A 20126-nucleotide genomic window follows, 5' to 3' on the forward strand; every position below is an offset into this window, starting at 1 on the left:
TTTACGTGTATTTAGAAGCTAAAACCGCTGCGTTGACTTAAGAACACCCAATCAATCGACAATTAAATGTATGACATATGACAATACATAAAAAGAGGTATTAGCAACATCTTTGCAGTACTTCACAAAATATTAAATTTATGGAAAAACTAACCTTATTTAATAAGCAACTTCAGACTATTTTCAAACTCACCATTTAATAGATAAATACTCTAATTTCAATTATCTAATTTAAAAGTAATTTAAAATTTATTTCACAAGAAAAAATAGGTATACCAAAAAAAAAAATGGTATACCCTTAAAAAGTTGCAGGGGAGCAGTTTTCAGTACTAATGACCTAAAGTAAATTTATAGTTAATATAGAACCGAACATCATTGAAATTCTCACCTTGATCAAAATCAATAGTGGCATAACGAGCTTTTAACCCTAAACCGGAAAGTGCTCCAGAGAATTTATAACTAATTGAATAGTTGATTTCGCTAAAATCACTACCAGCATTTTCTGGCACATCATATTGACCATAATATGCATAGGCCTCTAATCCATTAAGGCCGAGTTTCTCAAAATCATAGGCTAGTTTTAATGCATTGACTTCTTCATCAGCACGCGCAGATTGATATACCTGTTGAATAACCACTTTTTCATCTCCCCATGGAGTGAGCACAGTGTCATCACCAGTTTTAGCATATAGATAAGTGATATCAGCACCAGCAAACTTGGCACCGAGATGGAAACCATATTGATATGTGTCTAGTGGGCCGCCAGTTTCATCACCCGTTGCTTTCTGAGTTAAGTAAGATGGAGTGAGATAAAAATTAACCGCACTGATGTCAGTGGAAAATTTTACTTTTGCATAGGTTTGATTAAAAACATCTTCCATGCGGTAATGCCAAAGATTAACCTCGGTTTTGACCGCCTCGAAAGGTAACTGATATTTAGCACCCAGAGCATAAACAGGGTTATCTGCCACCTCAGTAATCACACCCGCTCTCGCTAGCTCACTTTGTACAGCTTCTTTAACCGATATGAAGCTGTTATCAGACCATCCCATTGAGTCCGTAATATACAATGCGGAAAGAGTGAGATTATTTACGCTATTATTTTCAACAGAAAAACCACGAAAGGTTCTTGGAATGGCTCTAATATCGTGAGGATTCATCATCGGAGTTCTTAATTCTTGAGCTCCAAGTTTAAATTTAGTATTCCACCAATCACCTTGAATAAAATATTCTTGCAATCGATTGACACTATCATGGTCGCCATTTTTATCTCGAGCCACTAAACCATAAACACTATCAGAATCATTAGTCCAAATTGGATTAGCAGAGGCAAAGCTAGTACCAAAACTAATACCGTTAACTTTAGCGGTATTATAATAAAACAGCCCACCTAATGACGTATCATGTTTTTTATTCGTTGCGCCATCATAATCACGCGTAAAATCAAATAACCGCAATTCACCTTTAACCGTTCCATCGCTAAACATTTTATCAATCGTTGTATCTGCGAACGCAGATACAGAAAGTGCCGACAGCACAAAAAAAGATAGGCTTTTCATTTTCATCATCATCTTCCTGTTATTAGTTGACATGTTTGCCATGCCTATACTGGTTAAGAAACAGACTCCAAACCACTTTGGAGAAATGTATGACGTATAACCTTAATTAACAATGAAGACTGAACAAATATGAGAAACTAGTTGCGAAATTTATAGAGATGTTACTTCGATCAACAAAAATGAATGTTTTTTAATCACTAATATAGGAAAAGCGAGAGTACATTTTCTGCCTCAAAAGTACTTTTATGTTAAGATGGCAGAACTAAGCATATTGAGGGCAAACTAGTGCATAACTTCAAGCCAATTAAGCAGATAAAAGCATCTAGTGAAGTTGGACAACAGCTAAAAAATGCTATTTTAGGTGGCGATTATAAAGCTGGTGATAAACTACCATCCGAACGCGAGCTCATAGAATTATTCCAAGTGAGTCGAACCGTTGTCAGGGAAGCCATTAAGAGCCTTGAAGCGAGCGGCTTGGTAGAAATTCGCCAAGGTGCAATGGGTGGTGCATTTGTTAAACATCTGACATTTGAGCGTTTAAGTGATGCCTGCCATGACATGTTTATGATGGGAAAGTTATCACTCCCCGAATTATGCCAAGCGCGCATTTTGATTGAGCCTCAAGTCACCAGAATGGCAGCTAAAAATTGCACACCAGCACAAGCAATTGCGCTGCATGAAGCATTGCGACATGAAAATGACTCGTACGCTTATCCCGAGACTGTCGCTTTACGCTCTGAAGTGCATTATTTATTAGCAGAAATGTCAGGCAACCGTTTCTTAGAGGCAATTGTAAAATCACTATTGATTTTACTTAAAAATCAAACAATAAAGTTTGAGCCACCAACGGATGAAATCCATCCCTTGGGCTTACACGATATTATCGTTCAAGCCGTTATCGAAAAAGATGAAGCCAAAGCCGCCATGTTGGCACATTTAGAAGACTTTAATCGTCGTTTGAAAGAAATCGAATTGAGATACATCAAGCGGCAAAATAACGCTTAGTCTGCCCACGATAAATTTTGGCATTACAGTTTGATAAGCCGACTTACTGTAATGCCAAATTCTTTCATTACAACTCTTGACGACTGATTGAATCAACTCAATATCAGTATTATCTAATATGTTAAGCTCAGTTCTCTGCAGCATACTCTTAAACATCAAACATGCAAAAAATTAAATAATTGATTTAAAAAACAAAGCTAATTGATGCGTCAGATTTTGCCATTCCCTTTGAGCGATTAACCGCCGCATAATACCTTTAAATAAAAACACCCGATGGGTTCATCAGGTGTTTTAGGAGTCAATCAGTAGCTGCTGATGGCAAACCAGACAGTCGCACAAATTTGATCTAATTGATTGCAGATTTAGCTGAATTGAGAATGCTTATAACCCAAAGCTTCAGGATGTTATTTTTTGCAACGTCCAATATTGGAGCCAATAGATGCAACTTTGTCACACTCCTTGGCAGCTTTCTTTTCAGCAGTATTTGTAACTTTCGAGTTAGAGTTAGTATCAGCATTTGTCGATGCACAACCGCTCAAACCGAGAAATACGAGGGGAATAAGGCTCAGTGTCCATGTTTTTAGCATTGTATACATCCGTGAGTTAATTGGTTTTTAACATTTTGTTGCGGCATTGAATAGCGAAGACAGTAAGCTAACCAATAAAATCTCCTGATACAATGCTATAAACTGCAAAGACAATGTAAATTAATACATTCTACTGACGACATAAGGTTTATTAAGCGATAACACGGTAAAACACTTAGACGATGACCTGATGATAGGTTTCGACTTGGAACGACTCAACCAACTCAGGCATCACTTGGTGGAAATAATGTTGAATAGCCTCTTTAGCGCAGTGCTCATCGAAGGCAGTAATATCAACAAACTTCTCCACAAAGGTCACGCGGCGCGGTTCATCACGGCTGACGTTGAGCTCATACCGAATACAACCGGCTTCACGGCGTGTATCGGGGATCAGCGAGGCGAGCGCCGCAATCAAGGCCTCGGTTTTGCCTTCCTTAGCTAAAAAGCTCGCGACGCAAACGAGTTGTTGTTGATTGATTTTATAGTCCGCAACAGTAGTCATTTGATTTCCTTAATAAGATGTAAATTCAGCTAGTTAAAACTAGATTACTTAGGCTGGTAGCGCATGTCGATATGAGGAATGCCATCTTCCAAATACATTTCAGAACAGATGTTAAACCCGAGTTTTTGGTAGAAGCTTTTCAGATAATCCTGAGCACCAATTTGGATCCCCGCCTTGGGCCAAGTACTGAGTGCAGATTTGATCGCCCGCTGCATCAACGGCATTGCCAATCCTTTACCTCGTCCAGCAGGTGACACCACCACTCGGCCAATGCTGGCCTCGGGATAACTCAGCCCCGGAGGCAAAATACGGGCATAGGTGAGTAACTCGCCCGCAGGTGATAGGCCGATTAAATGCTGGGTTTCAGGGTGTCTATCTTTATCATCAAGCTCTGGATAAGCACAGGCCTGCTCGACCACAAACACATCGACTCGCAGTTTAAGGATTTCATATAAGGTGTTGGCAGTTAATTGATTAAATTTAAGAATGTGCCACTCAACTGAATCTTGTATAGACATAAAAAGGCTCTGCGTACAACAGGAAAAGAGCTCGAGTCTATCACAGCTCAGCGCATAAAAAAGCGCCCTTAATTCTGGGGGGAATTAAGACGCAAGGGTTACGCATTGCGAAAACTGACTCAGTGTTATTCGATCACCGCATCGTGGGCGACTGGGCCTTGTGGTTTACGGATAAGCAGTACAGCCACCACGGCAATTAACAACAGGGCCCCCATAATCAAAAACACATCGTTATAGGCTTGAATATAGGCCTGCTGACTCATGGTTTGCCCTAACAATGCCTTGGCCTGCATGGAGGCGGTATAGGGATCCGAGCCACCCTGTTGCAACATACTGGCACTCTGATTCAAATAGTCCTGCGCCTGCGTGCTGACCGCTGGCAAAGATTCCTTCACATGGGCCAAATGGCTGCGAGCCAAGTTATCGGTTAAGGTCGCCACCAACGCGATACCAAAGGCCCCACCTAAGTTACGCATCACGTTCAGTACGGTCGAAGCTGATGGGTTTTCATGGGGTTTTAAATGCGCAGTCGCGAGCATTCCGATAGGCACTAAAATAAACGGCTGGCCTAAGGCGCGTACCACTTGGGAGGCAATCATCTGCTGCCCAGCGTAATCGGCGGTCATTTGGCTATTCATGTAATAACTTAGGGCAAACATAAAAAAGCCGAAGGCGGCTAAGTAACGTCCGTCGAATCGTTGCATTAAACGTGGCACTAAGGGTAATACCAACAGCTGTGGAAAGCCCATCCACATAATCACCTCACCAATTTCCAGTGGTGTGTAATCATGCACTTGAGACAAATAAAGTGGGATCAAATAGATCGCGCCAAAGAGCGCCATCCCCAGTAAAAAATACGCCACGGTTGAAAGCACAAAATCACGTTTACCGAGTAAGCGTAAATTCACTAAAGGATCTTTACGGTTGAGCTGGATCCACACAAACAGCACTAAATTCACCGCGGCAATGATGGCGAGATTGCGGATCAAATCCGAGCCAAACCAATCCTTACGGTTGCCCTCCTCAAGCACAACCTCGAGACAACCCATGCCCAGCGCCATAGTGACAATGCCCGCTAAATCGGCATTTTTCAGTTTATCCCACACCACAGGCCGTTTCTCGAGACCATAGGCCAACATCGCCATCACCAGCAATCCGGGCGGTACGTTGATATAAAACAGGTAATGCCAACTAAAATGCTCAGTTAACCAACCACCTAAGGTTGGGCCAATCGAGGGCGCAAACGTGGCTGTCACACCAAAGAGCGCCATCCCCACGGCACGGTTATTCTCGGGTAAAAATTCTAAGATCAGCCGAAAGGCCAGCGGGATCAACGCGCCACCAAAGAAGCCCTGCAACGCCCGAAAGGCGATCATGGCCTCGAGGTTCCACGAAATCGAACACAGGATAGAAGCAAAGATAAAGGCAGCTGTGGTCCACAGCAGATAACGCCTGACCGAGAGCCCTGTGCTTAACCAGCCCGAGAGCGGAATCGCAATCATCTCGGCAACCAGATAAGCCGTTGAAATCCAGCTGCCTTCCTCAAGCGTTGCCCCAAGGCTGCCTTGGATTTCCTTCATCGAGGCATTGGTGATTTGAATATCGAGGATCGCCATAAAGGCGCCAATCAAACCACCAAAAACGGCAATCCACGAACGGCGACTACCGCGCTCATATTCGCTCGGCGTAGCCCCCGCGGCGATAGCCTCAGGTGCAGCAGCAATTGTGCTCATGTTAACGACCTACTTAGCGACCGACGTTTGCAGCGATAGTTGTCGTCGGATGCGACGCAGTATCGACCTTCACCACCGCACTTAACCCGGGGACCACTCGCGCCTCTTCTTCTGAGAGCTCTAAACGGATCCGCACTGGAATACGCTGCACGATTTTGGTGAAGTTACCCGTGGCATTTTCGGCGGGCAGCAGACTAAATTTGGCTCCGGACGCTGGCGACAGACTATCGATTACACCTGTAAAGGTTTTGTCGGGAAACGCATCGAGACTGACCTGCACCGACTGCCCGGGTTGCATATGTTGGATTTGGGTTTCTTTAAAGTTCGCCGAGATCCACACAGCCCCGTCCGGAACCAAACTAAAGAGTGCTTGGCCGGGCTGCACATACTGCCCCACCATCGCGCCGCGTTTACCAATCACCCCAGAGAAGGGCGCGGTCACACGGGTATCATTGAGCTGAATGTTAGCTAGCTCCAATGCCGCATTCGACTGCTCAACCACAGAGCTGGCTTGATTAAGCTGAGCATTAAACACAGCAAGCTCACGTTCTTTAGCCACTAACAGCGCCTTGGCTTCATCGAGGCGCGCAGCAGCAGAATCAAAACCCGCCTGTAATTGGTCGACATCGTCCTGTGAGCTGTAATTGCTGACTTTTAACTTTTTCGCTCGGCTTAATTGTTGCTCGGCACGAATTTTATCAGCCTGCGCCGCCACCACACCCGCACTCGCTTGGCTGATCAGCGCATGTTGCAGATCCACCTTAGCGGCTAAGGTTTGTAGATCGGCTTTGGCACTGGCAAGTGCAGCCTCAGCTTGGCTGACTTTGGCGCTAAACTGGTTATCTTCAAGTTGCGCCAATAACTCGCCCTTACGCACATGCTGGTTATCGGTCACATCGGATAACACCACATAACCTGGTACTTTTACGCTCACATGGGAGATATCGGCCTCAACATAAGCATTATCAGTGGTTTCGATAAAACGTACTTGCGTCCACCAGTAATAGCCGCCACCCGCAGCGGCGGCGAGTAAAAGTGGAACGGCGATAATAAGCTTACTTTTGGACATGAATGACTCCTTGATTAGTGAGTACTAGTGTACTACTGTCTCATCAAGTTTATTAGGTAGTTAAAAATCAACCCACTGTTTCACAGGTGTAACAATCATGGATCTCAATCGGGTGCAAATATTTGCTCAAGTGGTAGAGCAAGGTAGTTTTACTGGGGCAGCTAAAGCCCTCGGACTCACTAAGGCAACAGTCAGTCGCAAAATTGCCGAACTAGAAGCCGATACGGGTACTCAGCTATTATTCCGAACGACTCGCGCACTCAAACTCACAGAAGCGGGTTCGAGTTATTACAATCGAATCAATAAGATCTTAAGTGATCTTCAAAGCGCCGAAAATCAGCTCAGTGCCCACCAGCAATTAATCAAAGGTAACCTAAGAATCGTATGCCCTATTGAATTAGGTCAACTGTTTCTTGGGCCGATCTTCGCCCAGTTTTTAACCCTTTATCCCGATATCACCATAGAAGCCGAGCTCACTAACCGTAAAGTGGATGTGATAGAAGAAGGTGTGGATCTGCTATTCCAAATCGCTGACTCGAGTGATACCCGCCTACAAAGTTATTCCTTAGTTAACGCCTATAAATCCTTAATGGCCAGCCCTAAATATTTGGCCGAACATGGCACGCCCAAAGTGCCACAGGATTTGGCTAAACATAAAGCGATTCGTTTACAGTCGGCCCATATTGAAGGGGCATGGAAGCTATTTGATGGTAAAACTTGGGTAGTCATTGAGCCCGTCACGCAATTAACAGTGAATAATGTCACCATTGCCCGCGAAGCTGCCATTGCAGGGCTTGGCATTACGGCCGTGCCGTCGATTATTGCCCAAGAGGCGATAGAGAAAGGCTATTTAGTGCGACTCCTTGACGATTATCCTATGGTGCAAACCAAGGTGGTACTCAGCTATCCCAAGCGAGCCTATCTGCCGCGCAAATACCGCGTTTTTATCGAGTTTATCTACGCCTCTTTGTTTAAACGCTGGGGATCACAAGTATTAGAAGTGCCAGAATTTATCGGTCAGCAAAAATAGACCCATTCACACCCAAATTAACAACTGTAACCTTGAGAGTGTGAAATCTGCCAGTACAGAATAAATCCTTAATCTCAGAATTGCCTTAATCCTTAAGCCCCTATAAGCTTGGCAAGGTAACAGGCAGCAAAAGACCCTAAGGTTTTCCTGATACAGTTAATATAATAAAATTTAACATTTAATCATATTTTCGGAGGAAACCTAATGAGCTTACTTAAAGAGTTCAAGGCTTTTGCGTCCCGTGGCAATGTAATCGATATGGCGGTGGGTATAATCATCGGTGCCGCTTTTGGCAAGATAGTCTCATCCTTTGTGGCCGACATCATTATGCCGCCGATTGGGATCATTTTAGGGGGGGTGAATTTTAGTGATCTGAGCGTTGTGCTCCTCGCTGCCCAAGGTGATGCACCTGCGGTCGTCATCGCTTACGGTAAATTCATCCAAACCGTTATCGACTTTACCATTATCGCCTTCGCGATTTTTATGGGCTTAAAAGCCATTAACAGCTTAAAACGTAAACAAGAAGAAGCGCCTTCTGCTCCGCCCGCACCAACCAAAGATCAAGAACTACTGTCTGAGATCCGCGATCTGCTTAAAGCTCAACAGGAAAAATAAGCCTCAAAAGTCACTTAGGCAGAGTATTGAACATAAAAAACCCATCGATTTCGATGGGTTTTGTTTTTAACCTGTCAGGTATCGATTACTCTGCGGCTTCGTGCACGGTTTCGCTATAATCTTGCACCACTTCGGCGACACGGATGCGATAAGCGTTAAACAAACAAGGAACTATGCCAGTCTGCTCGGCAATGCTGTGGGCCATTTGATTACGCCATTGGGTAATAGAGGCCATATCATCCCAAAACGATAAGCTCAGCACCTTACCATCGTCGGTTAAGCTCTGAAAACGTTCAATCGAAATTAATCCCTTGCGGCCTTCTAAATACTGGCGCATTTCAGCGGCCACATGCAGATACTCTTCCTTTCCTTCTTTCGTGGGAACGACTTCAAAAATGACTGCGATCATACTCTCTCCAGAGATACTTATCCTTAATACCAGCGCTAAGCCTAGCCTATATCACACACTATAGCTCGCTGATTTTTAAACTTTAACATTGAGACTTACCACAAAATCATGCCAAGACTCAGCCCCAACTAGTCAAGCAATTTATCGTGTCGATATAACCAGCGGTATAAGGTCGGTAATACCAATAAGGTCAACGCCGTTGAGCTAAACAAACCGCCAATGATCACCACCGCTAGCGGCTTTTGGATTTCACTGCCCACACCCGATGACACTAAGATCGGAATTAACCCTAAGGCAGAGGTTAATGCCGTCATCAATACTGGTCGTAAGCGGCCCACAGTGCCTTCATAAACCGATTCATAGAGCGACTCGCCGCTCTGCCTGCGTTGGTTTATCGAATCCACTAATACCACTCCGTTGAGCACCGCCACCCCAAACAGCGTGATAAAGCCAATGGAGCTTGGCACCGACAGATAAGTACCACTAACAAACAACGCCACAATACCGCCGATGAGTGCTAACGGCACGTTCGCCATAATCAGTAATACCTGCTTAACCGCGCCGAAGGAGAAGTACAACAGCAAGGCAATCAAGGCGATTGAGACTGGCACTACCAACATCAGCTTTTGCTGTGCCCGCTGCTGATTCTCATACTGACCACCCACAATCACAGTATATCCAGCAGGTAGATCGGCCTTTGGCACCAGCGCGTAAATATCATTTACCACAGAGCCCATGTCTCGCCCCGCCACGTTCGCTTGCACTACCACGCGGCGCTGCACATCGTCACGGCGAATATTCGGCGGCGCCATTTCCACCTCAACGCTGGCCACCTCACCTAAACGCACTGTGGCACCATTGCTGCCGCTAAGGAGTAAATCCTTAATCACATCTGGACTGCTGCGAAACTCGGCGGCAAGGCGTAAATTAATGTCGTATCTGGCGTTACCGTCGATGACTTGGCCAGCGCTGGCGCCACCAATACCTTGGCTGACGAGTGTCATCACCTGATCAACACTGATGCCATAACGGGCAAGCTGCGAACGGTCAGGCCGCACTACCAGCTGCGCCTCACCACTCACCTGTTCGAGGGACACATCCACAGCACCAGGGATTTTCGCCACCAGATCGGTCAGCACTTGGCCTTTTTCAGATAAGACTTCTAAATCGGGGCCAAAGAGTTTAATCGCTAACTGCGCCTTAACCCCCGAAAGCAGCTCATCGACCCGAGTCGCAATCGGTTGTGAGAAGGTGAGTAGCAGCCCAGGGAAGACACTGAGCTTTTCCTCCATCAGCCGTTGCAACTCCAAACGCGAACTGGCCGATTGCCATTCTTCGATGGGTTTTAGGCCGATATAGACTTCAATATTGCTGACAGGCTCAGGATCGCCGCCTAATTCGGGCGCACCGATTCGGCTTAAGGCATACTCCACCTCGGGGAATTCCAGCAGCAAAGCCTCAAGCTTAGGTGCGACATCCAAAGAGGTGCCAAGGCTGGCGGTGGGTGCTAACGTTACCCTCAGGTTAATCGTGCCTTCCTCTAACTCGGGCACAAACTCGGTGCCGAGTCTAGGCAGCAATGTCATGCTCATGACAAACATCAGCGCCGCACTGAGTACCACCATTTTAGGACGCGCTAGCGTTGCACTGAGCAGTTTGCGATATGCACTATCCAGCGGCCTTAAGATCACACTTTCTTTCAGCACAACTCCACGTTTAAACAGATATACCGCTAAGGCTGGCACCGCAATTAATGCCACCAGCAAGGCGGAAATCATCGCCAAAATAATGCTGACGGCCATAGGTTGGAACAGCTTGCCCTCAACTCCTTCCAGCGCAAATAGCGGCGCAAACACCACAATGATGATGGCGGTCGCGAAGAAGATAGGACTGCACACTTCTTTCGCTGCCAGCATAATGCGCACGGCCATATTCCCCTGATGTTCGTCATCATCAGCGTTAACACCCCCATCCTCATCACCATGGTACGGGTCAGTTTCACCATCGGCACGCGCCCTTGCCTCAGCTAAATGACGGCGATCCGGTTGGGTTAAATGTTTGAAAATATTCTCAACCATCACCACTGAGCCATCGACCAACATACCAATGGCTACCGCCAAACCACCAAGGGACATCAAGTTGGCCGACAGTCCGTAATAGGACATCACCATCAGCGCCAAACCGATGGATACAGGGATAGACAGCAACACCAACAGGGTGGCGCGGATATTCACAAGGAACAGCGCTAAGATCACCACGATAAACACAAAAGCCATCAGCAGCGCATCGCGCACTGTGGTAACGGCCTTATCCACTAAATCCGCTTGATCGTAAAACACCTCAAAGGACACGCCCTTCGGCAGCGCCTGCTCAATCAGATTAATCCGCGCATCGATATCATCAATCGTCGCCTTAGTGTTAGCGCCCATGCGCTTAAGCACTACGCCAGCGACCACTTCGCCCAAGGCTTGCGCCTGCCCCGCCTCATCACGGCGCGTCATAGTCACTGAACCTACACGGATCTCACTACCAAAATCGACCTTTGCAATATCCCCCACTCGCACAGGCGTGCCACGTACTTCAGTGAGTGGAATTTGAGCAATCGAGGCAAGCCCTGCCTCTCCGGCGGGCAACATACCATAACCCCGCACCACTAATTGCTCTTGGCCTTGGTCCATAAACCAGCCACCAGCATTACGGTTATTGCTTTCGAGCGCCTCACTCACCTGCGCCATCGACAAGCCATAAGCACGCAACTTATTAGGGTCGACCTGCACTTGATATTGGCGAACTTCGCCGCCAAAAGATAACACATCGGTCACGCCGCCAACGGGCATCAAGATAAGTTTGACGAGGTAGTCGTTAAGACTACGCAGCTCGGCGGCATTGATGCCTGCACTTGGATCTGCCCGCAAAATATATTGATAAATCTGCCCCAATCCAGAGGTGTTAGGGCCAATTTCTGGCACACCCACCCCGCTTGGAATCATCTCCCGCGCCGCCTGTAACTGCTCAAACACTTGCTGTCGGGCAAAGTAAATATCCGTGCCCTCAGCAAAGACGACCGTCACAATGGACAAGCCAGTGCGCGATAACGAACGCACTTCAGTCACCGCTGGCAAAGCATACATGGCCGATTCGACCGGATAACTGATGAGTTTTTCTACCTCTTCAGCAGCCAAACCTTCAGCCTCGGTATTGATGGTCACCTGTACGTTGGTGACATCGGGAAAGGCATCGAGATTCAACTTGGGCAACATGGCCACACTGGCAGCGACCGCCGCCAGCAGCGCCAACACCACTAATAGCCGATTTTTAATCGCGGCTTCGATTGCTTTTTGCAACATAAGAATTCCTTAAGCGAGAATCATAGGCACAGTGATAGGCATCGCGATTAGTGGGCATGAATATCAAAACCAGCTTTCGCCTGCTCCGATGCCAAGAAAAATGCCCCTGCAACTACCACCTTTAATTGTGCCTGCCGTGCTTTATCCAGCTCACTGCCGCGCACTAAACTCAAGCCGCGCTGACGCTGCACCAGCTCCACCTCAATGGCTTCAAAACCATCCTCATCCTGAATAAAAATCTGCCAATCGCCATCACTGCTACGGGTTAACGCTGCATCGGGTAATACAATTCCCGATGAAATACCTGACCCGCTACTCGCCGCAGCCATGTTTTGAGAGGCATCGGCAAAGTACAGCTCGGCAAATTGCCCAGCGTGCAACACATGATCAGGATTAGGCATACTGACTAACACTTGCTCAGTACGTGTCACGCTATCCAGCTCATGGGAACGGCCAATAATCTTGCCCGCCAGCGTTTTGTCCCCCACTTGCACCAACGCCGGGCCGCCGACATTCACATTAGCCGCCTGCGCCGGGGTTAATTGCGCTTCCACCCAAAGGTGCGACTCATCGGTTAACTGCATTAATGGTGTGCCAGCGGTGAACACTTGGCCTAGCATGGCAATATCCTGCTGCACACGGCCATCGATAGGCGCTAAAAGTTGATAGCTACCGATAGCTTCTGGAGTCGACTCTAAGGTACGGATCTGTGCATCCGTCATCTTGATCGCCTCCAGAATTGCTCGCTTAAGTTCGGCATCGACCTGCGCCTGCATTCTGCGGCTCACGCTCACTGCGCCCTCGCTCATCCGACGCACTCGACTCCACTCGGCGGCGGCATTGATATATTCCGCCTGCGCCTTGGCGACTTCTGCACCGCCTAAGGTCAGTAAGGGCTCACCTTTTTTCACCTCTTGGCCGGGCACCACATGGCGCGCCTGCACCCGCACATCCAGCTGTGGCGCTAAGGTCGCGGTTCTATCACGGTCAACCACTAAGGTCGCCGTCGCCCGAATATCGAGATTAAGATTGCTAAGACTTAAGCTGTCGCTGCTCAGGGGCAACAGGCGCACGCCGGCGAGTTCCAGCTGCGCAGGTGTAAAAGTAAGTGCCTGCTCACCATGGTCATCTTCCGTCGAGGAAGTGCTCTTTTCCGCCTGATTTGTGACCTTTTCAGCGTCGTGATCATGGCCTTCGCCCGCGAAGGTGGGAGCCGTCAGGGTTAAGGAGGCAAGCATCAAGGCCAAAGCTAAACGAGAAGGAGTAAATAACGACCTTAAGCCTTCAGCAGACACTGTGCCCAAAGTATGGAAAGACAATTTTTGAGTAAATGAATTCATAGTGTTACCTCACGATTACTTTGCTGGCACGGCATTTGTGGAAGAAGTGGAACTTGATTTGTCGGCGAATGTGTCAACCACGGGAAGCAGTTGACCGCTGTCCCCCATCCAGGTTAACCAGCTCTGATAAATTGCCGTTTCGAGGTTTAAACCGACCAAATAACTGGCCGCAAGTTGTCGCCGACTCTGTAAATACTCACTGGTGCTCACATCGCCCGAGCGCCACTGTTCACTTAAGGATTTAGCGGCTTTACTCCCCGAGGCTGCGACTCGCTCACGCCAATCTTGGTAACGCGCCAGTAAACGGGGTAAGGCATTGTTAAATTGCGCCTGTTTAGCAGTAAGCACTCGCTCACGGGCTAAGTAGGACTGCTCTGCGATAGCGATGCCCTTATCTGCAACCGACTGTAACTCACTGTAGTTATTACGAACCTGCAAGGGGATAGCCACACCGACGCCAAACTTGTTGTCAGAGCCTTCCCGTTCGAGACCAAGGTTGATGGTGGGATCCGCCGCTGTATCAGCCTTAACCTTCATGGCATTGGCCTTGGCCAATAACACCTGCTGATGGACACTGGTCAATGCGGGTAATTCCGCTTTCGGGGCAATCATCGACACAAATTGGCCAATGTCAGAGATGAACTCCCTAAACTTGAGCTTATCAACCCCAAGTAACTCAATCACTTTACCTTCGGCGACTAAGGCCGCTTGTTCGGCCAGCGCATAGTCGGCGGTATTGCTTGCCAGTTCGAGTTTAAGCAGTTGCAACTCAACATCAGACAAATCTCCGGCGGCAAAGCGCTGCTCGGCAATATTGAGCTGTGCCTGAGTAAATCTTAATTGCTGCTCTGCAAAAGTAAGCGCCTTGTGGCTTTGCGACTGCTCGGCCAGCGCTAATAGACGCTCGGCCAACATCTGACTGCGTTCTAACTGTATATCCGCTAACAGGATCTGCGCCTCAAGCTGGGCAAGGCGGGTTGCTACGCCACGCTTATCGCCCCAATCTATGGTTTGGCTCAGCCCTAGGCTGTAGGTATCTGTGTCGGCGTTTTGATAATTGAGTCCAAGTTCAGGGTTATAGACGGCGCGATCCGCCGCGGCAATCACCAGCTCAGCCTGTTGCTGCCGAGCAATTTGCGCCTGCACCTCTGGCAACTGATTAATTTGCTTGAGTAACTCTGGCAACCACTGATTCAGCGAGGTTTGAGTTTCTTGGGTTAATAGTTCACCTTGCGCTACTGCATCTAGCTCTTTGACGTCTAGGCTTGAGCTTGCTGCAACAGCGTAGTTCACCTGTCCACCAACGAGCACTAGCGTACTCAACAGGCCAAACAAGGTCTGGGCGATAATGGTTTTCTTCATCGCAATTCCTAACAATATCTAAATAGGATTGGCCCCACGCTATCGACGTGCGGATACCAATCGAATGCTCCCCAGAGGCAAAATGTCGAATAAGCTCAAAGCGCTAGCGCGAGCCAAACAGGTTAGAGGTTAATAAAACCTTTGCTTTGGGGATAAATTAAGGGCTTATTGCGGCGCGCCAGAACAATAGATACGCAACCAGAAATAAGCAGATATTGAGAGTTAAGCGATGGGTGGGCGGTACTTAGGTAATTGATCTGGAGGGAAATAGGCTAAATCCGTTGGCACATAGGCCGCTTCAAAGGCCGTAAGCGTTTGGCTGTCGGAATAGGAGAGTAAAGCAACATGACCGCCATGGCATTGGCAATCAAGGCAAAGGTCAAAGTTTTGAATTTCAGTGGTTTGCACTAAATGTGAGTGGCTACTAGCACTGGTAGTCGATACGCCCGCATTGAATGCGGCTTCACCAAACGGCTCGGTGCTGAATCTGGGAGTCTGCTCGTTGGGGCACACACAATCCACACATTGAGCTAAGGTGGTCACAGGAGCACTAAATTGTAGGTGGGGATGATTCTCGGCTTCTTCGACGCCATTGCCCGCATGTAACTGATGGGCACCCAAATTCGCGCCCGCAAATTGCAGCACGATAATGGCTATCAGTAGGGTCACCATTCGGCTAAAGAATGGCTTAGCGGTCGAAATCAAATATCACCTTTGGACGATTTAGTCATAATTCAGCAATAGCTTGTGCAAACTTAAGACAGGGATTTTAAGCATAAGTTCACAGCTTGCAAGGATTAATCTGTCAAGCTGTGACACTATTCGCTTGAAAAACTTACTTAAACACGCAGTGTTTGGCGTAATCGGCCGCTTCGTTCGCCGTCCAATCACCTTTAGGTTTTTCCTTCATTTGCTTACACCAAGCATCACTACCTACCTCTGGCGCACAGGCACTTAAGCCTGCGGTAAAGGCCAACACTAGGGCGATAGCGCCTAATTTAGCGGTCGGTTTGGCAGTCATAGTTTTCAACAAAGACATAGTTAATTCCCTATAAGTTATACCCACCATGGGTCATTAAAAAGTTGAACGTTTAGCGATCCACGCAATGGCTTTGGCTTTCTGCTCCAAGGGGAACCAAGCCACTTCGCCCTGCATAAAGGGGCCGAGTAAGCGCACAGCATTACCCACCCAATCTGGGCCGCCAACAAATACTAAAGCTTCAAAATTAGGAAGTTGGACTTCACCACTGCCCGTTAGCGACTCAAATTCCCAACCTTCAAGTAAGACGTCCGCCTCAATATACAGGCAAACCTGTCCCCAATCCTTGCGGTAACTCTTAATGGCCGGCTGTAAGCGGGTACGATAATCGGTTGAAGAGAGTCGACCACTGGCGAAAAGACTGATAACACCCTTAGCAATATCGGGGATTTGGCATAACATAAAGGCACTCCGAAACGAGAACACTATTTTGCGAACGGGCAACCACGCCTGCCCTGCAAGAATGCGCCCGATGATAACAAATCTATTGAAAAGCCATAAGCAGTTATTGCTCGCTTCTCAAAGCAATTGGACAAAACCCTAAGTCTGCCATGATAAAAATCTCAAACCGTGTGGAACTTCCGGAAAATGAAATCGAGTGGCAATTTATCCGCTCAAGCGGGGCTGGCGGGCAGAATGTCAATAAAGTCTCCACCGCCGCCCAATTGATTTTTGATATCAGAAACTCGTCATTACCCGAGTTTTATCAGCAGCACCTGCTGCAAAAAGCCGATCATCGGATTACCGCCAGCGGCAAAATCATTATCAAATGTCAGGCGAGCCGCAGCCAAGAGGCGAATCGGCAAACCGCCTTGGAACAATTTATCGCCCTAGTTGCCAGCGTGGCCGAAGTGCCCAAAAAACGCATTCCCACCCGTGCGACCAAAAGCAGCCAAACCAAACGCTTAGACACCAAAAAACAACGTGGCACCACTAAAGCCATGCGCCAGCTTAAGCTGGATTAACCCAGCTTGCACAGTAACGACATTCATAATGCAAAATCCGCCCGAACAGGTTAAGTTAATGGCATTCAACCCGTTAAGGCATGTCGTAAAAGGAAAGCGTAATGAATCATAAAGTTCTGCTCATCAATGGCCCCAATTTGAATCTCCTTGGCCGCCGCGAACCCAGTGTTTACGGTCATCAAACCTTAGCCGATATCGTTGCCATTTTGAGTGAACAAGCTCAAGCAGCAGGTGTTGAACTTGAGCATATTCAATCGAATGCCGAATTTGAGCTGATCAACGCTATCCATGCCACCGATGCGCAGATGATTATTATCAATCCCGCTGCCTTTACCCACACCAGTGTGGCCCTGCGTGACGCACTGCTTGGGGTGGATATTCCCTTTTACGAAGTGCATTTATCCAATGTTCATGCCCGCGAGCCCTTCCGCCACCATTCCTATTTTTCCGATAAGGCCATTGGAGTGATTTGTGGTTTCGGCGCCCAAGGCTATGAGTTTGCCCTCGCGGCGGCGATTAAAAGATTAAAGGCATAAACGCGATAAGCATGAGCACTGGGAGCCACAAGCCATGGCGGTTGACCTTCGGAAGATCAAAAAACTGATTGAATTAGTGCAGGAATCTGGGATTGCGGAACTCGCGATTACCGAAGGGGAAGAGTCCATTCGCATCACCCGCTACAGCCCGCATACCTCAAGCACACCTGAGAGCGCGCACAATCCTCCGCCTTCCACTGCATCAAGCCCAAAGCTGGCGAAAGCCCGTGACGCACTGCCCATGATTGAAGGTTTTGTGCAGCTATCGCCCATGGTCGGTACCTTTCATGCGTCGCAAGGCCAAACCGAGGCGCCCTTGGTGCGCATCGGTCAACGGGTGGCTCGCGGCGACACGCTTTGCATTATCGAAACCATGCGAATGCAAAATCCCATCGAGGCCGAGCGTGACGGCATAGTTGGCGCCATTTGGGTGAAAGACGGGGACGATGTCGCCTTCGACCAGCCGCTGTTCACTCTGATCGAAACCTAGACTTCGAAATAGAATTTAGAGGTAAAGATGATACTGATTACTGGCGCAAGCAGTGGCTTAGGCGCGGCATTAGCCGCCCTGTATGCCAAGGATAACCAAGCACTTACACTGACGGGGCGCGATGCCAATCGCCTGCATACCGTGGCCAATGCCCTCAGCCCATTTTCGACCCAAAGCATCAGCGCCATTAGTGCCGATTTAGCGGACGAGGCGAGTGTCGAAGCGCTATTTGATGGACTCACCGATACCCCCAACACGGTTATTCACTGCGCTGGCAGTGGTTACTTTGGCGCGCTGGAAACCCAAGGCACGAGTGAAATCCAAGCGCTGCTGAATAACAATGTTACTTCAACGATTCTGCTGGTGCGTGAATTAGTGAAACGCTATAAACAGCAAGCAGTTAAGGTCGTGATCGTGATGTCCACCGCCGCCCTCGCCGCCAAAGCGGGTGAATCGACCTACTGCGCCGCCAAGTGGGCGGTGCGTGGCTTTATCGAATCGGTGCGTTTGGAGCTCAAGCAGAGTCCGATGAAGTTGATTGCGGTTTATCCCGGCGGAATGGATACCGGCTTTTGGCCAAGCAGTGGTACGAGTCTAGACACCTCAAGCTTTATGTCCGCCGATGAGGCCGCAGGCATGCTAAAACAAGCGCTGCTTGCCACTGAGCATGGTTATATCGCCGATATCACCATACAAAGAGGTTAAGAAGTTTACTTAAAAGCGGCGCAGAGATGGATCTGCGCCGTCATGGTCGGCTTAATCAATACAGTTTGCAGTACAAAGATTATCAGCGCGGCGGCTCTCCCTGTGGGTTAACCACCACATGACTAAACCGCCAAGGGATAGAAGTGCTGCGGCATAACCAGTCGCGGCGATGCCTTGGCCTGATAAGATCACTAAGCTGCCAACCCAAGGGCCAATCGCATTGGCAAGGTTAAAGGCACATTGTACTAAAGCGCCCGTCATGGCCTGCCCATCGGGAGCCACATCCATTAATCGTGCCTGCACTATCGTTGCTAGACCAATCCCCGAACCCACAAAGAATACAATCGGCATTAATGCCCAATAAGATCCCGTCAAACTTGGATACAGCGCCAATACTAAGGTGCTTAACACCAGCGACCAAAATGCCGCCGCCAGCGCCGACTTATCCGCCGCCCAGCCACAGACTAAAGTGCCTAAGGTGGCACCAATCCCAAAGACCGCCATCATCACCGGGATTTTAAAGGGCTCGACCTGGGTGACTTGGATCAAGGTCTCGGCCAGATAGGTATACACACAGAAAATCCCGCCAAAACCGATAGCCGCAATGCCGAGCGTGAGCCAAACTTCGCGGTTCTTCAGGGTTTGCAGCTCTTTTTTCGGGCTGGCATTTTGCGGTACGGCGACATTCGGGGCGAGAAAATACAGCATCACGGCAGTAACGGTGGCAATAATCGCCACTATGCCGATACCAGAGCGCCAACCGACGGTTTGCCCCATCCAAGTAGCGAAGGGCACGCCAACGATAGTGGCTAAGGTTAAGCCGATAATCACCCGAGAAACCGCTCGAGCCTTCATCTCTGGCGGCACTAAGGAAGCCGCCAGTAACATAGCGACACCAAAATATGCACCATGGGGCAAGCCACTTAAAAAACGGAAAAAGACTAACCAATTCAAGCTGGGCGCCAAGGCACTTAAACCATTAGCAACCGCCATCATGGCGGCCAAGGCGATTAACAGCGTGCGCCGCTTAATCCTCACTCCCATCACCATAATAATGGGCGATCCCACCACCACCCCAAGGGCATAGGCGCTGATGGCATAACTCACATGGGCGACATCGACGCTTAAATCGCTGGCGATATAAGGCACTAAGGTCATGGCGGCAAATTCTGTGGTGCCTAGGGCAAAGGTGCCTAATGCCAAGGCTAACAACACCCAAAGCGCGCTGCTTTGAGCTGGGGGTTGAGAGTTGGGTTGAACTGCTTGCAAACGATTTCTCCGCGATTCTGTAAAACGACAACTAGCTAAGAAAAAA

General features: G+C 48.3%; 20 protein-coding genes. 7 read left to right on the forward strand and 13 right to left on the reverse strand.

Annotated features, from left to right (window positions below; genetic code table 11):
• Positions 1 to 329: 329 nt before the first annotated feature.
• A complete protein-coding gene (locus tag AEA42_RS20090; protein WP_226770048.1) occupies positions 330 to 1592 on the reverse strand; it encodes an OprD family outer membrane porin in 1263 nt (420 codons plus the stop codon).
• A gap of 252 nt (positions 1593 to 1844) precedes the next feature.
• On the opposite strand from AEA42_RS20090, the gene AEA42_RS20095 reads away from it, so the two are divergent.
• Positions 1845 to 2564 carry a FadR/GntR family transcriptional regulator gene (locus AEA42_RS20095; RefSeq protein ID WP_055648662.1) on the forward strand — a complete coding sequence of 240 codons (720 nt, stop codon included), beginning with the start codon at positions 1845 to 1847 and terminating at the stop codon, positions 2562 to 2564.
• A gap of 762 nt (positions 2565 to 3326) precedes the next feature.
• On the opposite strand, the gene AEA42_RS20100 is transcribed toward AEA42_RS20095, so the two are convergent.
• From AEA42_RS20100 to AEA42_RS20115, 4 genes are all read right to left on the reverse strand, one after another.
• On the reverse strand, positions 3327 to 3653 hold the full coding sequence (locus AEA42_RS20100; RefSeq protein ID WP_037413979.1) for a putative quinol monooxygenase: 327 nt from the start codon (positions 3651 to 3653) through the stop codon (positions 3327 to 3329).
• A 44-nt stretch (positions 3654 to 3697) separates the two neighbouring features.
• Positions 3698 to 4171, reverse strand: coding sequence for a GNAT family N-acetyltransferase (locus tag AEA42_RS20105; protein ID WP_055648663.1), 474 nt, complete (start codon positions 4169 to 4171; stop codon positions 3698 to 3700).
• Between the two features lie 125 nt (positions 4172 to 4296).
• A complete protein-coding gene (locus tag AEA42_RS20110; RefSeq protein ID WP_055648664.1) occupies positions 4297 to 5904 on the reverse strand; it encodes a DHA2 family efflux MFS transporter permease subunit in 1608 nt (535 codons plus the stop codon).
• A 13-nt stretch (positions 5905 to 5917) separates the two neighbouring features.
• Positions 5918 to 6973: an HlyD family secretion protein gene (locus tag AEA42_RS20115; protein WP_055648665.1), complete on the reverse strand. Its 1056-nt coding sequence runs from the start codon at positions 6971 to 6973 to the stop codon at positions 5918 to 5920.
• 97 nt (positions 6974 to 7070) lie between these two features.
• Between AEA42_RS20115 and AEA42_RS20120 the strand changes: the two genes are divergently transcribed.
• Together AEA42_RS20120 and mscL are read left to right on the forward strand one after the other, a co-directional pair.
• Positions 7071 to 8003, forward strand: coding sequence for a LysR family transcriptional regulator (locus tag AEA42_RS20120; protein ID WP_088586195.1), 933 nt, complete (start codon positions 7071 to 7073; stop codon positions 8001 to 8003).
• 204 nt (positions 8004 to 8207) lie between these two features.
• The gene (gene mscL / locus AEA42_RS20125) at positions 8208 to 8618 is read left to right on the forward strand and encodes a large-conductance mechanosensitive channel protein MscL (protein WP_037413967.1); all 411 of its coding nucleotides are present in this window, start codon (positions 8208 to 8210) and stop codon (positions 8616 to 8618) included.
• An 85-nt stretch (positions 8619 to 8703) separates the two neighbouring features.
• Here the strand turns inward: mscL and AEA42_RS20130 are convergent, their stop codons facing one another.
• The 7 genes from AEA42_RS20130 to AEA42_RS20160 all read right to left on the reverse strand — a co-directional run bounded on the left by AEA42_RS20130 (position 8704) and on the right by AEA42_RS20160 (position 16517).
• Positions 8704 to 9027: an antibiotic biosynthesis monooxygenase gene (locus AEA42_RS20130; protein ID WP_037413966.1), complete on the reverse strand. Its 324-nt coding sequence runs from the start codon at positions 9025 to 9027 to the stop codon at positions 8704 to 8706.
• Positions 9028 to 9155: 128 nt separating this feature from the next.
• Positions 9156 to 12374, reverse strand: a complete 3219-nt coding sequence (locus AEA42_RS20135; protein ID WP_055648667.1) for an efflux RND transporter permease subunit — start codon at positions 12372 to 12374, stop codon at positions 9156 to 9158.
• A gap of 47 nt (positions 12375 to 12421) precedes the next feature.
• Positions 12422 to 13714 carry an efflux RND transporter periplasmic adaptor subunit gene (locus AEA42_RS20140; RefSeq protein ID WP_055648668.1) on the reverse strand — a complete coding sequence of 431 codons (1293 nt, stop codon included), beginning with the start codon at positions 13712 to 13714 and terminating at the stop codon, positions 12422 to 12424.
• Positions 13715 to 13729: 15 nt separating this feature from the next.
• Complete coding sequence (locus AEA42_RS20145; protein ID WP_055648669.1) at positions 13730 to 15076, reverse strand: TolC family protein; 1347 nt, start codon at positions 15074 to 15076, stop codon at positions 13730 to 13732.
• Positions 15077 to 15298: 222 nt separating this feature from the next.
• A complete protein-coding gene (locus AEA42_RS20150) occupies positions 15299 to 15748 on the reverse strand; it encodes a hypothetical protein (RefSeq protein ID WP_055648734.1) in 450 nt (149 codons plus the stop codon).
• Between the two features lie 163 nt (positions 15749 to 15911).
• Complete coding sequence (locus tag AEA42_RS20155; protein WP_037428695.1) at positions 15912 to 16115, reverse strand: DUF3012 domain-containing protein; 204 nt, start codon at positions 16113 to 16115, stop codon at positions 15912 to 15914.
• A gap of 36 nt (positions 16116 to 16151) precedes the next feature.
• Positions 16152 to 16517, reverse strand: a complete 366-nt coding sequence (locus AEA42_RS20160; protein WP_023268861.1) for an STAS/SEC14 domain-containing protein — start codon at positions 16515 to 16517, stop codon at positions 16152 to 16154.
• A gap of 149 nt (positions 16518 to 16666) precedes the next feature.
• Between AEA42_RS20160 and arfB the strand changes: the two genes are divergently transcribed.
• From arfB to AEA42_RS20180, 4 genes are all read left to right on the forward strand, one after another.
• Positions 16667 to 17080, forward strand: a complete 414-nt coding sequence (gene arfB, locus AEA42_RS20165; protein ID WP_055648670.1) for an alternative ribosome rescue aminoacyl-tRNA hydrolase ArfB — start codon at positions 16667 to 16669, stop codon at positions 17078 to 17080.
• 101 nt (positions 17081 to 17181) lie between these two features.
• Positions 17182 to 17616: a type II 3-dehydroquinate dehydratase gene (aroQ, locus tag AEA42_RS20170; protein WP_055648671.1), complete on the forward strand. Its 435-nt coding sequence runs from the start codon at positions 17182 to 17184 to the stop codon at positions 17614 to 17616.
• Between the two features lie 34 nt (positions 17617 to 17650).
• A complete protein-coding gene (gene accB, locus AEA42_RS20175; RefSeq protein ID WP_055648672.1) occupies positions 17651 to 18106 on the forward strand; it encodes an acetyl-CoA carboxylase biotin carboxyl carrier protein in 456 nt (151 codons plus the stop codon).
• A 27-nt stretch (positions 18107 to 18133) separates the two neighbouring features.
• On the forward strand, positions 18134 to 18811 hold the full coding sequence (locus tag AEA42_RS20180) for an SDR family NAD(P)-dependent oxidoreductase (protein WP_055648673.1): 678 nt from the start codon (positions 18134 to 18136) through the stop codon (positions 18809 to 18811).
• A gap of 51 nt (positions 18812 to 18862) precedes the next feature.
• Here the strand turns inward: AEA42_RS20180 and AEA42_RS20185 are convergent, their stop codons facing one another.
• On the reverse strand, positions 18863 to 20080 hold the full coding sequence (locus tag AEA42_RS20185) for an MFS transporter (protein WP_055648674.1): 1218 nt from the start codon (positions 20078 to 20080) through the stop codon (positions 18863 to 18865).
• Between the last annotated feature and the right edge of the window lie 46 nt (positions 20081 to 20126).

The organism is Shewanella sp. Sh95 (assembly GCF_001308045.1).
GTDB lineage: Bacteria > Pseudomonadota > Gammaproteobacteria > Enterobacterales > Shewanellaceae > Shewanella > Shewanella xiamenensis.